Here is a 13,887-nt window from a genome sequence, read left to right as displayed (position 1 = left end):
GTCATCGTCTCCTGCCGCCGGGGCGGCCGTGCCGTGATTGCGACGCGCGGGCGCGCTGCGTTCTGCCCCTGGTCTTGTGGAACGAGCGTGTCGAGCCGGGCAGGGGCTTCGGCTCGCTCAGCATTTCGAAGCGCATGGCTCCCGCCATCGGCGCCACTTCGACCAGCTTCACTTCGACGCGGTCGGCCAGTTGGTATCCTTTTCCGGTCCGTTCCCCGAACAGCGAGCGGGCCGTCTCGTCGTATATATAGTAATCGTCCTGCAGCGTTGACACCGGGATAAAGCCATCGGCGCCGTACTGCGGCAATTGGACAAATAGTCCCGCCTTGGTCACGCCCGAGATGCGCGCGTCGAAACGCTCGTCGACGCGTTCGGCGAGGTGGGCGGCGATCAGCCGGTCGACCGTGTCGCGCTCGGCCGCCATCGCCCGCCGCTCGGCGGCCGAAATCAGCGCGCCGACATCCTCCAGCCTCGCCTCCTCGTCGCGCGTCAGGCCGTCCGGGCCGAGGCCGAGCGCGGCAATGAGCCCGCGATGCACGATCAGGTCGGCATAGCGGCGGATCGGCGAGGTGAAATGGGCGTAGCGCCGAAGATGGAGGCCGAAATGGCCGAGATTGGCCGGCGAATATTCCGCCTGGCTCTGCGAGCGCAGCACCACTTCGTTGACCAGCGCCTCGTTGTCCTGCCCGCGCACCCGCTCCAGGATCGAATTGAACTGGCTCGGCCTCATCTGCGCGCCGCGCGCCAGCGACAGGCCGATGGTCTGCAGGAACTCGCGCAGCGATTCCTGCTTGGCGAGCGACGGCGCGTCGTGGATGCGGTAGACCAGCGCCTGCTTTCTCGCCTCCAGCGTTTCGGCTGCCGCGACATTCGCCTGGATCATGAATTCTTCGATCAGCTTGTGCGCGTCGAGCCGCTCGGGCACGATTACCTTATCGACGGTGCCGTCCGCCTTCAGCACGATCTTGCGTTCCGGCAGGTCGAGTTCCAGCGGCTGGCGTGCCTCGCGGCCGCGCTTCAGCACCGCGTAGGCATCCCACAGCGGCTTCAGCACGGTTTCGAGGATCGGCGCGGTCTTTTCGTCGGTAATCCCGTCGATGGCGGCCTGCGCCTGCGGGTAGGCGAGCTTCGCTACCGACTTCATCATCACCCGGTGGAAGCTATGGCGCAGCTTGCGGCCTTCGGTGGAAAAGGTCATGCGCACCGCCAGCGCCGGCCGTTCCTCGCCCTCGCGCAGCGAGCACAGGTCGTTGGAGATGCGCTCCGGCAGCATCGGCACGACGCGGTCCGGGAAATAGACCGAATTGCCCCGTTTCAGGGCCTCGCGGTCGAGCGCCGTGCCGTAGCGCACATAGGCCGCGACATCGGCGATAGCGACGGTGACGATGACGCCGCCGCGGTTGTTCTCGTCCGTGTCCGGCTCGGCGAACACCGCGTCGTCATGGTCCTTGGCGTCGGCCGGATCGATGGTGACGAGCGGCACGTCGCGAAAGTCTTCGCGCGCAATGCCTGCCGTGTCACGCAGTCGGGGCGCCTTTGCGTCGACCGTGACCGGCTTCAGCGCTTCGGTCTCCGCCAGCACTTCGGCCGGGAAGATATGCGGGATGTCGTGCGCGTGGATGGCGATCATGGAGACCGCCTTTTCGCTGGTCAGCGAACCGAGAACGGCAAGCACCTTGGCGCGCGGCAGGCCGTAGCGGGCGGCGCGCGCCGGCTCGACCTCGACCAGGTCGCCGCTCCTGGCGCCGTTGGCGAATTCCTTGTCGACGACGAGCTCGGGCTGGCCCCGCTCCACCGGCTCGATGCGGAACGTCCCGTCCGACAGCGCGCGAAAGACGCCGAGCACCGCCTCGTTGCGCTTCTCGAATATCTTCATCACCCGGCCGGTATAGGCGGGGCCGGAGGGGTCGTCGGTGGCGAAGGTCTTGGCCAGCACGCGGTCGCCGATGCCGGGAACCTGCCCGCCATTGCCGCCGCGCGGAATGCGGATCGCCACCACCGGCGGCGAGCCGTTGCCGTCGTAGTCGCTCGGATGCGCCAGGAGCACGCCGTCCGCGTCGCGGCCGAAGATGTCGAGTACCGCGACGTGGGGCAGGGCGCCGGCGCGCGCCAGCCGCTTGCGCTGTTTCGTCAGCAGGCCCTCGTCCTGCAGGTCGCGCAGCAGGTCCTTCAGCCAGATGCGGTCCTCGTTCTTCAGCGCAAACGCCTTGGCGATGTCGCGCTTGCCGGAACGGTCCGGATTTTCGGCGATGAAGCGCAGGATTTCGTCGCGCGAGGGGCGGTACTGGTCCTTGTTGCCGCGTCGGGTATCGGCGCTGCGGGGATCACTGTGGCCACGTCCTGAGATCCTGCGCGCCACCTGGTCTATGCCTTCTTCGCTGCGGTTTTCTTCGCGGCGGTCTTGGCCGCCGGTTTCTTAGCGGCCGCTGCCTTCTTCGGCGCGGCCGCCTTGCGGGCGGGCTTCTTGCCGCCGCCCTTGGCTTCCTTTTCCGCAATCAGCGCCAGCGCTTCCTCCATGGTCACCGTCTGCGGGTCCTTGCCCCTCGGCAGCGTCGCATTGACCTTGCCGAAATTCACGTAGGGCCCGTAGCGGCCGTCGCGCACGGTGATCTTGCCGCCGCCGTCCGGGTGGTCGCCGAGTTCCTTGAGCGCCGCCGGTGTGCCGCCGCGCGCGCCGCGCCCCTTGGCCTGCTTTTCGGCCAGCACCGTCACCGCCCGGTTGAGGCCGATGGAGAACACGTCCTCGATCGACTCGACATTGGCATACGTCCCGTCATGCAGCACGAACGGGCCGTAGCGCCCTAAGCCGGCCGAGATCATCTTGCCGGTTTCGGGATGTTTTCCCACGTCGCGCGGCAGCGAAAGCAGCGCCAGCGCCTTCTCGATGTCGATCGTGGCCGGCGTCCAGCCCTTGGGCAGGCTGGAGCGCTTGGCCTCCTTGCCTTCGCCGCGCTGTACGTAGGGACCGAAGCGGCCCGAGCGCAACGTGATTTCCTCGGCGGTGTAGGGGTCCTTGCCCAGCACCTTGGTGCCGTCCTCGGCCGCCCCGTTCTCGCCGTTGCCGTTGGCCTCGCCGCCGAGCTGGCGCGTGTAGTTGCATTCGGGATAGTTGGAGCAGCCGACGAAGGCGCCGAATTTGCCCAGCTTCAGCGACAGGTTGCCGGTGCCGCATTTCGGGCAGATGCGCGGGTTGGAGCCGTCCTCGCGCTCGGGAAACACCAGCGGCGCCAGCGCCTCGTTCAGTGCGTCGAGCACGTCGGTGACGCGCAGTTCCTTGGTGTTGTCGATCGCGTTGGAAAAATCCTTCCAGAAGTCGCGCAGCACGTCCTTCCAGGCGAGCTTACCGTCGGAAATCTGGTCGAGCTTTTCCTCGAGGTCGGCGGTGAAGTCGTATTCGACGTATTTTTCGAAGAAGTTTTCCAGGAAGGCCGTCACCAGCCGCCCCTTGGCGTCGGGGATCAGCCGGCGCTTGTCGATGGTGATGTACTGGCGGTCCTCCAGCGTCTTCAGCGTCGAGGCATAGGTGGAGGGCCGGCCGATGCCGAGTTCCTCCAGCTTCTTGATCAGCGAGGCCTCGGAGTAGCGCGGCGGCGGCTCGGTCGTGTGCTGGGTGGCGTTGATCGCCTCGCGCGCAAGCTGCTCGCCGCTGCGGATTTCCGGCAGGCGGCGGTTTTCCTCGTCTTCGGAGTCCTCGTCCTTCTGGTCGGTATAGGCGGCGATGAAGCCGTCGAAGCGGATCACCGAGCCGACCGCGCGCAGCGCTGCCGTGCGCGAGCCGTTCACCGCCTCGATCTCGACGGTGGTGCGCTCGATTTCGGCGGCGTTCATCTGGCTGGCGATGGCGCGCTTCCAGATCAGCTCATAAAGCCGCGCCTGGTCGGCATCGAGATACTGGCGCACCGAAGCCGGCGTGCGGAAGAAGTCGGTCGGGCGGATCGCCTCATGCGCTTCCTGCGCGTTCTTGGCCTTGACCGAGTAATAGCGTGGCTTTTCCGGCAGGTACCTGTCGCCGAATTCCTTGCCGATGGCGGCGCGCGCGGCCGAGATCGCTTCCGGCGCCATCTGCACGCCGTCGGTACGCATATAGGTGATGAGGCCGGCTGTCTCGCCGCCGATGTCGAGACCTTCATAGAGCTTCTGCGCCACCTGCATGGTGCGGTTGGCCGAGAAGCCGAGGCGCGAGGAGGCCGCCTGCTGCAGGGTCGAGGTGGTGAAGGGCGGGGCCGGGTTGCGCTTCGTCGGCTTGGCTTCGACCGAAAGCGCCTTGAAGACGGCCCCTTCCAGCATCGCCTTGATGCCGTCGGCCTGCTCCTTGTTCTTGATGTCGAGCTTTTGCAGCCGCTTGCCTTCGTAGGCCGTGAGTCGCGCCTCGAAGCTCTCCTTGCGCGGGGTGCCGAGGATGGCGGCGATCTGCCAGTATTCCTCGCGGATGAAGCGCTCGATCTCCGACTCGCGGTCGCAGACCAGCCTCAGCGCAACCGATTGCACGCGGCCGGCCGAGCGGGCGCCGGGAAGCTTGCGCCACAGCACCGGCGACAGCGTGAAGCCGACGAGATAGTCGAGCGCACGGCGCGCCAGGTAGGCGTCGACCAGCGGCGCATCGATCTGGCGCGGATTGGCCATGGCGTCGAGCACCGACTGCTTGGTGATGGCGTTGAAGACGACGCGGCTGACCGGCTTGTCCTTCAGCGCCCGCTTGGCGCGCAGCACTTCCAGCACGTGCCAGGAAATCGCCTCGCCCTCGCGGTCGGGGTCGGTGGCGAGGATCAGGCCGTCGGCGTCCTTGACCGCCTTGGCGATATCGGTGAGCCGCTTCGATGAAGGGCCGTCCACCGACCAGGACATGGCGAAGTCTTCGTCGGGGCGAACCGAGCCGTCCTTGGCCGGCAGGTCGCGGACATGGCCAAAGGAAGCCAGAACCTTGTAGTTCTTGCCCAGATATTTGTTGATTGTCTTCGCCTTGGCCGGCGATTCGACGACGACGACGTCCATGATTGCCTGTACTTTTAAAGTAGGCGGCGTAAGAAACTCGCCGCACGCGACGGAAAATTCGTTGGATCGGTCGATCACATGGCCGTGCTTTTCTGTCCGGTCAAGGGGCGAGGCCCAAATTGCACCGGCTCCGGATGTGGCTGTTTCAGGTTGTGGGAAAAAATTCTTGCAACCTAGGATAAATTAGCTAGATTGCGGGAAGCGACGCGGGGCGGTGTTGCCTGGCATCCGTTTCCCGGATTGCAGGCAGGGCGCAGAGCACCTTGTGAACTGACGGGGATTGAACTCCATGCGGCAGAGTTTCACGAGACGACGGACGGAAACGCTGGACTACATGCAGACAATGCTCGGACAGTTGCGCACCATGGCCGAGGCGGAGCGCTGCGACATGCTGACCTATCTGATCGAGATGGCCTATGTGGAGGCCAGCGACATCATCCGCGGTGAGCGGCCGGCGCGCGTCCAGGTGGACCAGCGCAAGCGCCTGGGTTGAGCCGTTTCGGCGCCTTGGGGGAGGCACCGATCGTCAACGAAAGGCGAGGGTGAAAGGGGCGGGCAGGCCGCCAGGGCGCGCACTGCCCGGCCAAAAAGGCTCACATGGCCTGGGCGGTATGCCAGACGCTGCCGACGCCGTCGCCCTTCATGTCGCCGGCCTTCTTGTCCTTCACATAGGTGTAAAGCGGCTTGCCGTCATGGGCCCACATATGGCTGCCGTCCTTGCGCTTGATCACGGTCCACTCGCCTTCAGCCTTGGCGCTGGCCGAGGCCTTCAGCGGATGCCAGTTGCTGGCGCAGGTGCCGGTGCAGTTCGAGACGCCCTTGCCGTCCTTGTCGTAGGTATAGAGCGTCATGCCGTGGGCGTCGGTATAGATTTTATGGCCGCCGACATCGGCTTCCTTCCAGGCGCTGGCTGCGAAGGATGCGGTGGTGCCGGCGAGTATCAGGGCCAGTCCGAGGCAGATCTTCTTCATGACAATCTCCTTCTGGTTGGGGCGCGAGGATCGCGGTCGGCCACCAGTGCGCGCCGCAACGGTGGCTTTTTGCCGGCATTTGTGCTTGTCCACGAAATCGTGATTGGAGGCAGGTCGAGGGCGCGGCTAGACCCCGCTGCGCAGGAACCGCCTGCAAATATGGGTTCTCTTCGGAGGCACGAAGGAATGGCATTGGATATCGGCTATGTCAGCGCGGTCGGGGCGGGGGCTCTCTCCTTCCTGTCGCCTTGCGTGCTGCCGCTGGTGCCGCCCTATCTGTGCTACATGGCCGGCGTCTCGGTGGAGGACTTTCGCGGCAATGCCGGTGCCGCGGCGAAAGCCGGCGCCCGCGGCGCGCTGATGGCGGCCTCCATCGCCTTCGTCCTCGGCTTCTCGACCGTCTTCGTCGCGCTCGGTGCCGGCGCGTCCTCCATCGGCCGGCTGTTGCGGGTCTGGCAGGAGCCGCTGGCCATGGCCGCCGGCGTGCTCATCATCCTGATGGGGCTCAATTTCCTCGGCGTCCTGAAAATCCCGCTGCTGTCGCGCGAGGCGCGCTTCCAGAGCGAGGGCAAGCCGGCCAGCGCCGTTGCCGCCTATGTCATGGGGCTGGCCTTCGCCTTCGGCTGGACGCCCTGCATCGGTCCGGTGCTGGGGCCGATCCTGACGCTTGCCGGCGGCCGCGATACGGTCGGCGAGGGTGCGTTGCTGCTTGCCGCCTATTCGCTCGGCCTCGGCATTCCGTTCCTGGTCGCGGCGCTGTTTTCCGGGGCTTTCATGCGCTTCCTCGGCCGGTTCCGCACCCATCTCGGCCGTGTCGAGAAGGTGATCGGCGCGCTGTTGGTCGTCGCCGGCGTCCTGTTCCTGACCGGCGGCGTGCAAACGGCATCCTACTGGCTCTTGGAGAATTTCCCGGTGCTGGGCCGGCTCGGCTGACCGCCGGCGATCCGAATTTAACCGCATTGGTGCTGCAAGGCGGGGGTGCTACATAACCCTGTCCTCCGCAATGCGAATCCCCGGTTGTCCTTCATGAACGAACGTAGCTGCCTGTCGATCATCCTTGCCGCCGGCGAGGGTACGCGCATGAAAAGCACCTTGCCCAAGGTGCTGCATCGCATCGCCGGTCTGCCGATGGTGGCGCATGTGGTCCGGGCGGCCGAGGCGGCCGGGACCGGCGATCTCGCGCTTGTGATCGGCCACGGCGCCGAGCAGATGCGCGAGGCCGCGCAGAAATTCGCGCCGCACGCCGAAACCTTCGTGCAGGAGAAGCGGCTCGGTACCGCCCATGCGGTGCTTGCCGCCCGTGCCGCCATCGAGCGCGGGCACGACGATGTCCTCGTCATGTTCGGCGATACGCCGCTGATCGACGCTGAGGCGCTGAAGACGGCCCGACGGAAGCTGGCGGAAGGCGCCGCTGTGGTCGTGATCGGCTTCCGTACGGAAAATCCGACCGGCTATGGCCGGCTGGTCGAGAAGGGCGGCAAGCTCGTCGCCATCCGCGAGGAGAAGGACTGCTCGGAAGAGGAGCGGGCGATAAAGTTCTGCAACGGCGGGCTGATGGCGATTGCCGGCAGGCATGCGCTTGCGCTGCTCGACGCAGTCGGCAACAGCAACGCCAAGGGCGAATATTACCTCACCGACGTCGTCGAGATTGCCGGCGGCAAGGACCTGGAGGTCGTCGCCACCGAGGCGAGTTTCGACAATGCGCTCGGCATCAACAACCGCGCTCAACTCGCCGAGGCCGAGGCGATCTGGCAAAAGCGCCGCCGCCGCGAGGCGATGCTTGCCGGCGCCACCCTGATCGCGCCCGAAACCGTCTGGTTTTCCTTCGATACGCAGGTCGGGCAGGACGCGGTGATCGAGCCCAATGTCTGGTTCGGTCCGGGCGTGACCGTCGAAGCGGGGACTACGGTCCATGCCTTCAGCCATATCGAGGGCGCCACCGTCGGCCCGAGCGCCGAAGTCGGCCCGTTCGCGCGGCTGCGCCCCGGCGCCGACCTCAGGCGGAAGGCCAAGGTCGGCAATTTCTGCGAGGTCAAGAAGGCGGTGGTCGAGGAGGGCGCCAAGGTCAACCACCTGACCTATATCGGTGATGCACGCATCGGCGCCGGCGCCAACATCGGGGCCGGCACCATCACCTGCAACTACGACGGCTATTCGAAATTCTTCACCGACATCGGCGCCGGCGCCTTCATCGGCTCCAACTCGGCGCTGGTGGCGCCGGTATCGATCGGCGACGGCGCCTATGTCGCTTCCGGCAGCGTGATTACCGAGAATGTTCCCGGCGACGCGCTGGCGTTCGGCCGGGCGCGCCAGAAGACCCTGCCGGGCAAGGCGAAGGAACTGCGCGAGAGGCGGGCGTCGGCGGCGAAGAAATGACGGCGTCCGGCAACCGGATCGCAAGCATTGCCGGCGATGATCGCGAAATCCCGTTTTGCTGATATGCGGCGAAACGCAACGTGATTTTGGCGGCCGGGTGACTTTTCCTATTAGGTCGTTTCGGTTTTACCAACGGATTTTCAGGGGCAGCAGGCATGTGTGGTATCGTTGCAATCGTGGGTCGCGCGCCGGTCGCTCCGCTCATCGTCGATGCGCTGAAGCGGCTGGAATATCGCGGCTATGATTCGGCGGGCGTGGCCACGCTCGACGACGGGGTGCTGGCGCGCCGGCGTGCCCCGGGCCGGCTGGTCAATCTCGAGAAGCGGCTCCAGGCCGAGCCGCTGGGCGGCAATATCGGCATCGGCCATACGCGCTGGGCGACCCATGGCGTGCCCAACGAAACCAATGCGCATCCGCATTTTTCCGGCGGTGTCGCCGTGGTCCACAACGGCATCATCGAGAATTTTTCCGACCTGCGCGACGAGCTTGCGCGCGACGGCTACAGCTTTTCCTCGCAGACCGACACCGAGGTGGTCGCCCATCTGGTGTCGCGGGAACTCGCCAAGGGCGCCGACCCGGTGGAGGCCGCCCATAACGCGATCCGGCGGCTGGAGGGCGCGTTCGCCCTTGCGATCCTGTTCGAGGGCGACGACGACCTGATCGTGGGCGCCCGCAACGGCCCCCCGCTCGCCATCGGGCATGGCGAGGGTGAGATGTTCCTGGGATCGGACGCGATCGCGCTCGCCCCTTTCACCGATTCCATCACCTATCTGGAGGACGGCGACTGGGCGGTCGTGCGCCGCAACGAGATGTCCATTTTCGACATCGACGGCAATCCGGTGGAGCGGCGGCGCCAGCAGTCGCTCGGCACCAGCTACATGGTGGACAAGGGCAACCACCGGCATTTCATGGAAAAGGAAATCCATGAGCAGCCCGAGGTAATTTCGCATACGCTGGCGCATTATCTCGATTTCACCAACGGCACCTGTCGGCAACTCGACCTGCCGTTCGATTTCGCCGCCATCAACCGGCTGGCGATTTCCGCTTGCGGCACGGCCTATCTGGCCGGCCTGATCGGCAAATACTGGTTCGAGCGCCATGCGCGGCTGCCGGTGGACATCGATATCGCCTCGGAATTCCGCTACCGCGAAATGCCGCTGTCGAAGGACGATGCCGCGCTGTTCATCTCGCAGTCCGGCGAAACGGCCGATACACTCGCCTCGCTGCGCTATTGCCGCAAGGCCGGCATGAAGATCGGCGCGGTCGTCAATGTCCGGGAATCCACCATCGCGCGCGAGTCGGACGTGACCCTGCCGACGCTTGCCGGCCCAGAGATCGGCGTCGCCTCGACCAAAGCCTTCACATGCCAGCTTTCGGTGCTGGCGGCGCTCAGCGTCCGCGCCGCCCGCGCCCGCGGCGCGATTTCGGCCGAACAGGAAAAGGCGCTGGTTCGACAGTTGTCGGAAGCGCCGCGCCTCGCCACCCAGGTGCTCAAGCTCGATACCGAGATCGAGAAGCTGGCGCGTGAGCTCGGCAAGTACAAGCATGTGCTCTATCTCGGCCGCGACACCAACTTCCCGCTGGCCATGGAAGGGGCGCTGAAGCTCAAGGAAATTTCCTACATCCACGCCGAGGGCTACGCTGCCGGCGAACTGAAGCACGGCCCGATCGCGCTGATCGACGAGAAGATGCCGGTCATCGTCATCGCCCCGCACGACCGCATCTTCGAGAAGACGGTGTCGAACATGCAGGAAGTGGCGGCGCGCGGCGGCAAGATCATCCTCATTACCGACCGCGAGGGGGCGGCGAGGTCGACCGTGGACACGTTGGCGACGATCGTTCTGCCGGACGTGCCCGACATCATCTCGCCGATCATCTACGCGCTGCCGATCCAGATGCTGGCCTACTACACCGCCGTGTTCATGGGCACCGACGTCGACCAGCCCCGCAACCTCGCCAAGTCGGTGACGGTGGAGTAGGGTGTAGGCACCCGAGCCGTCATTCCGCTGCGCGGTCCCGTAATGACGCGAGCGAGTAAGACCAATCGCTTCCGGGGAAACTGGCGGTCCACACGGCCTGGAAGGAAATGAGGGATGACGTTGAAGTTTGCGCGCCCTGTCCATGCCGGTGAGTATCTGCGCGAAGAATACCTGCTGCCATTTGGCATGAGTGCGGGGGCCTTGGCGAAAAAACTCAACCTCCCGCGCACGCGCATCGAGCGCATCGTGAAGGAGGAGGTCGGCATCACGCCCGATACCGCGCTGCGCTTGGCGCGTTTCTTCAACACCACGCCCCAGTTCTGGATGAATTTCCGGCAGGCCTACGAGTTGGAGACCGAGGCCGGACGGCTGGCTTCCGAACTCGACAAGATCGAGCCGATGGAAGCGGCTGCGTAGATTGCCTGTTCCAAACCGGCGGCGGCTCGCTTAATGTTTCATCGCGAAACGATGCGGTGAACGATGGCTGAACTTCCCAAGACCTCCGCCATGATGCGGCTGAGGAATTATTTCCTAACGGGCTTCATCGTCTGTGCGCCGCTGGTCATCACCGCCTATATCACCTGGTCGTTCGTCGGCTGGGTCGATTCCTGGGTGAAGCCCTACATCCCGGCGCGCTATAGCCCCGAAACCTATCTGCCGTTCAGCATTCCGGGCTTCGGCCTCGTGGTGGCGCTGATCCTGATCACGCTGATCGGCTTTCTCACCGCCAACATCGCCGGCCGCGCCGTGGTCGCCGCCGGCGAGCGCCTGCTTGGCCGCATGCCGCTGGTGCGCGGCATCTACCGCTCGCTGAAGCAGATTTTCGAGACGGTGTTGTCCAACAAGGGCGACATGTTCAGCCAGGTCGGGCTGGTGGAATATCCGCGCAAGGGTGTGTGGTCGCTGGTTTTCATCGGCGGTGAGAAGGACACCGAGATCAACCAGAAGCTGCCGGTCGAGGGCGACCCGCTGATCGGCGTATTCATGCCGTGTACGCCGAACCCGACGACCGGCTTCCTCATGTATGTGCGAAAATCCGAAGTGGTGATGCTCGACATGACCATCGAGGAAGGCGCGCGGCTGATCGTCTCCGCCGGGCTGGTGACCCCGCCGGTGAAAGCCCGGCTGGTCGGGCCGGACGGCCTGCCGCTCGAGATCGCCAATCCGGAACTGGAGACGGTGGCCGGTCAGCCGGCGCGCAACAGCCGCACCGCCTCGTCGCGCCCGAACAGGTAAAGCAGCAGCCTCAGCGCCTCGCCGCGCTCCGATTGCAAATCCGGGTCGCGTGCCAGGACCAGCCGCGCGTCGTCGCGGGCGGCTTCCAACAGGTCGGCATGGAACTCGATGCGCGCCACTTGGAAGCCCGGCGTGCCGGATTGCCGCGTGCCCAAAAGTTCGCCTTCGCCGCGCAATTTCAGGTCTTCTTCCGCGATGAGGAAGCCGTCCTCCGTCTCGCGCATCACCGAAAGCCGGCGCTTCGCCGTTTCGCCGAGCGGGTCCTTGTAGAGCAGTACGCAAGACGAGGGTTTCGAGCCGCGCCCGACGCGGCCGCGCAGCTGGTGCAACTGCGCGAGGCCGAAGCGCTCGGCATGCTCGATCACCATAATGGTGGCGTCAGGTACGTCGACGCCGACTTCGATGACGGTGGTGGCGACAAGCACGCGCGTCTCGCCGTCCTTGAAGGCGCGCATCGCTTCGTCCTTTTCCGCGCCCTTCATGCGGCCGTGGACGAGGCCGAGACGATCGCCGAAGACGGGCTTGAGGGCGGCGAAGCGCTCTTCCGCCGACATCAGCTTCACTTCCTCGGATTCCTCCACCAGCGGGCAGATCCAGTAGATCTTCTGGCCCTCGGCCACCGCGTCGCGGATGCGGCCGGTGAGTTCGGAAAGCCGTTCCATCGGCAGGGTGACGGTGCGGATCGGCTGGCGGCCGGCCGGTTTTTCGGTGAGCTTGGAGGTGTCCATGTCGCCGAAGGCGGTGAGCACCAGCGTGCGCGGGATGGGAGTCGCCGTCATCACCAGCATGTCCGGCGCATCGCCCTTGGCGGTGATGGCGAGGCGCTGGTGGACGCCGAAACGGTGCTGCTCGTCGATGACGGCGAAGACGAGGTTCTGGAACGCCACCGTTTCCTGGAACAGCGCATGCGTGCCGATGGCGATGTCGATGCTGCCGTCGGCCAGGCCGGCCAGCGTCTCGGTGCGTTCGCGCCCCTTTTCGCGGCCGGTAAGGATGGCCGTGCGCAAGCCGGCCTTTTCCGCCAACTCCGCGATGGTCGAGAAATGCTGGCGCGCCAGAATTTCGGTCGGCGCCATCAGCACCGCCTGGCCGCCGGCTTCCACCGCGCGCGCCATGGAAAGCAGCGCCACAACCGTCTTGCCGGAGCCGACGTCGCCCTGCAGCAGCCGAAGCATCCGCTCCGGGCGGCCGAGGTCGGACAAAATGTCCGCCAGGGCCGCTTCCTGCGAGCGGGTCAGCGCATAGGGCAGGGCAACGCGCAATTTGTCGATGAGCGCGCCGCCACCGGTCAGCGGCCGGCCGGAGAGCCGCCGCACGCGGGCGCGCACCAGCGCCAGCGAAACCTGCCCGGCCAGCAACTCGTCGTAGGCGAGCCGCCGCCACGCCGCCCCTTCGACAGCGACATCGAGCGGGTCGGCGGGGTTGTGGACGCGGTTCAGCGCCTCGCCCAAGGCCGGAAAGCTGTGGCGGCGAAGGAACGCGGCGTCCTGCCATTCCGGCAGCGTAGGTAGCCGGCCGAGCGCCTGCGCCACGGCGCGGCGCAAAACCTTGCCGGAAAGCCCCGCCGTCAGCGGATAGACCGGCTCGACCAGCGGCAGGCTTTCGGCTTCGCTCGCCAGCGCGATATGGTCGGGATGCACCATGGAGGCGCGGCCGTTGAACCATTCCATGCGCCCGGAAACGAGCACTTGTTCGCCTTCCGGCAACTGCTTTTCGAGGTAGGCGGCGTGGGCGTGGAAGAAGGTCAGCGCGATTTCGCCGGTGTCGTCATGGGCAAAGACGCGGTAGGGCACCGAGCGGTTGCCGCGCGGCGGCGGCTGGTGGCGGTCGATCCATACTTCCAGCGTGACGATGGTGCCCTGCGCCGCATAGGCGATGCCCGGCCGGTTGCGCCGGTCGATGACCGAATTCGGCAGTACGAACAACAGGTCGCCGGCGCGCGCCGCGCGGTCGCCGAGATCGGCAGGCACGATCTTTTCGATCATGTTTGCGACCTTCGGCCCGACGCCCTCCAGCGAAGTGATCGGCGCAAACAGCGGGTCGAGGATGGATGGGCGCATATGGCGATCCTAGGGGAGGCGGCAGGGAATTGACACGAAAATGGGACTCGTAGATATCGCTAATATTGTTGCAGTTGTTCCATGCAGTTCAACTGTAACGCAATTTGGGGGAAGTCTATGCCTCACAAACCAAAAATCCGGATCGTAGTCCATATGAATGGCAGCTATGAGGTTTTTATAGATCCCCCTTTGTCGCCGAAAAGGCGCGGGTCGAAACCATGCCGTTCAACTGTGAGGAGCAGCAGTGGAAAGTCTCCGGCCAAACGGCCGGGG

Annotated in this window: 10 protein-coding genes; 6 read left to right on the top strand and 4 right to left on the bottom strand. The window is 65.5% G+C overall.

Annotated elements, in window-relative coordinates; genetic code table 11:
- Window position 1: 1 nt before the first annotated feature.
- Complete coding sequence (gene rnr / locus ACFOHJ_RS20110) at window positions 2-2,359, bottom strand: ribonuclease R (RefSeq protein WP_378223943.1); 2,358 nt, start codon at window positions 2,357-2,359, stop codon at window positions 2-4.
- Window positions 2,360-2,364: 5 nt separating this feature from the next.
- Window positions 2,365-4,992, bottom strand: coding sequence for a type I DNA topoisomerase (topA, locus tag ACFOHJ_RS20105; RefSeq protein ID WP_378223940.1), 2,628 nt, complete (start codon window positions 4,990-4,992; stop codon window positions 2,365-2,367).
- Between the two features lie 289 nt (window positions 4,993-5,281).
- Between topA and ACFOHJ_RS20100 the strand changes: the two genes are divergently transcribed.
- Window positions 5,282-5,485 (top strand): hypothetical protein, encoded by a 204-nt coding sequence (locus ACFOHJ_RS20100; RefSeq protein WP_378223939.1) that lies wholly within the window; start codon window positions 5,282-5,284, stop codon window positions 5,483-5,485.
- A 100-nt stretch (window positions 5,486-5,585) separates the two neighbouring features.
- Here ACFOHJ_RS20100 and ACFOHJ_RS20095 read toward each other — a convergent pair whose 3' ends face one another.
- On the bottom strand, window positions 5,586-5,963 hold the full coding sequence (locus ACFOHJ_RS20095; RefSeq protein ID WP_378223936.1) for a COG4315 family predicted lipoprotein: 378 nt from the start codon (window positions 5,961-5,963) through the stop codon (window positions 5,586-5,588).
- A gap of 186 nt (window positions 5,964-6,149) precedes the next feature.
- Between ACFOHJ_RS20095 and ACFOHJ_RS20090 the strand changes: the two genes are divergently transcribed.
- The 5 genes from ACFOHJ_RS20090 to ACFOHJ_RS20070 all read left to right on the top strand — a co-directional run bounded on the left by ACFOHJ_RS20090 (window position 6,150) and on the right by ACFOHJ_RS20070 (window position 11,554).
- The gene (locus ACFOHJ_RS20090) at window positions 6,150-6,896 is read left to right on the top strand and encodes a cytochrome c biogenesis CcdA family protein (RefSeq protein WP_378223933.1); all 747 of its coding nucleotides are present in this window, start codon (window positions 6,150-6,152) and stop codon (window positions 6,894-6,896) included.
- 93 nt (window positions 6,897-6,989) lie between these two features.
- Complete coding sequence (gene glmU, locus ACFOHJ_RS20085) at window positions 6,990-8,339, top strand: bifunctional UDP-N-acetylglucosamine diphosphorylase/glucosamine-1-phosphate N-acetyltransferase GlmU (protein ID WP_378223932.1); 1,350 nt, start codon at window positions 6,990-6,992, stop codon at window positions 8,337-8,339.
- Between the two features lie 155 nt (window positions 8,340-8,494).
- Window positions 8,495-10,318 (top strand): glutamine--fructose-6-phosphate transaminase (isomerizing), encoded by a 1,824-nt coding sequence (gene glmS, locus ACFOHJ_RS20080; RefSeq protein WP_378223930.1) that lies wholly within the window; start codon window positions 8,495-8,497, stop codon window positions 10,316-10,318.
- Between the two features lie 114 nt (window positions 10,319-10,432).
- Entirely contained in the window at window positions 10,433-10,735 is a 303-nt protein-coding gene (locus ACFOHJ_RS20075) for a HigA family addiction module antitoxin (protein ID WP_378223928.1), read from the top strand.
- 63 nt (window positions 10,736-10,798) lie between these two features.
- Window positions 10,799-11,554, top strand: coding sequence for a DUF502 domain-containing protein (locus ACFOHJ_RS20070; protein WP_378223925.1), 756 nt, complete (start codon window positions 10,799-10,801; stop codon window positions 11,552-11,554).
- Here the strand turns inward: ACFOHJ_RS20070 and recG are convergent.
- Entirely contained in the window at window positions 11,506-13,614 is a 2,109-nt protein-coding gene (recG, locus tag ACFOHJ_RS20065) for an ATP-dependent DNA helicase RecG (RefSeq protein ID WP_378223923.1), read from the bottom strand. The genes ACFOHJ_RS20070 and recG overlap by 49 nt on opposite strands.
- Window positions 13,615-13,887: the final 273 nt, after the last annotated feature.

Source organism: Aquamicrobium soli (assembly GCF_042646345.1).
In the GTDB taxonomy this organism is placed as follows: Bacteria; Pseudomonadota; Alphaproteobacteria; order Rhizobiales; family Rhizobiaceae; genus Mesorhizobium; species Mesorhizobium soli_A.
Note: the sequence above shows the minus strand (reverse complement) of the source record. Positions and strands in the feature narration are given on the sequence as shown.

Coding starts and splice junctions, on each gene's coding strand:
- topA (WP_378223940.1), bottom strand. CDS start 4,992: ATGGACGTCGTCGTCGTCGAATCGCCGGCCAAGGCGAAGACAATCAAC.
- ACFOHJ_RS20100 (WP_378223939.1), top strand. CDS start 5,282: ATGCGGCAGAGTTTCACGAGACGACGGACGGAAACGCTGGACTACATG.
- ACFOHJ_RS20095 (WP_378223936.1), bottom strand. CDS start 5,963: ATGAAGAAGATCTGCCTCGGACTGGCCCTGATACTCGCCGGCACCACC.
- ACFOHJ_RS20090 (WP_378223933.1), top strand. CDS start 6,150: ATGGCATTGGATATCGGCTATGTCAGCGCGGTCGGGGCGGGGGCTCTC.
- glmU (WP_378223932.1), top strand. CDS start 6,990: ATGAACGAACGTAGCTGCCTGTCGATCATCCTTGCCGCCGGCGAGGGT.
- glmS (WP_378223930.1), top strand. CDS start 8,495: ATGTGTGGTATCGTTGCAATCGTGGGTCGCGCGCCGGTCGCTCCGCTC.
- ACFOHJ_RS20075 (WP_378223928.1), top strand. CDS start 10,433: ATGACGTTGAAGTTTGCGCGCCCTGTCCATGCCGGTGAGTATCTGCGC.
- ACFOHJ_RS20070 (WP_378223925.1), top strand. CDS start 10,799: ATGGCTGAACTTCCCAAGACCTCCGCCATGATGCGGCTGAGGAATTAT.
- recG (WP_378223923.1), bottom strand. CDS start 13,614: ATGCGCCCATCCATCCTCGACCCGCTGTTTGCGCCGATCACTTCGCTG.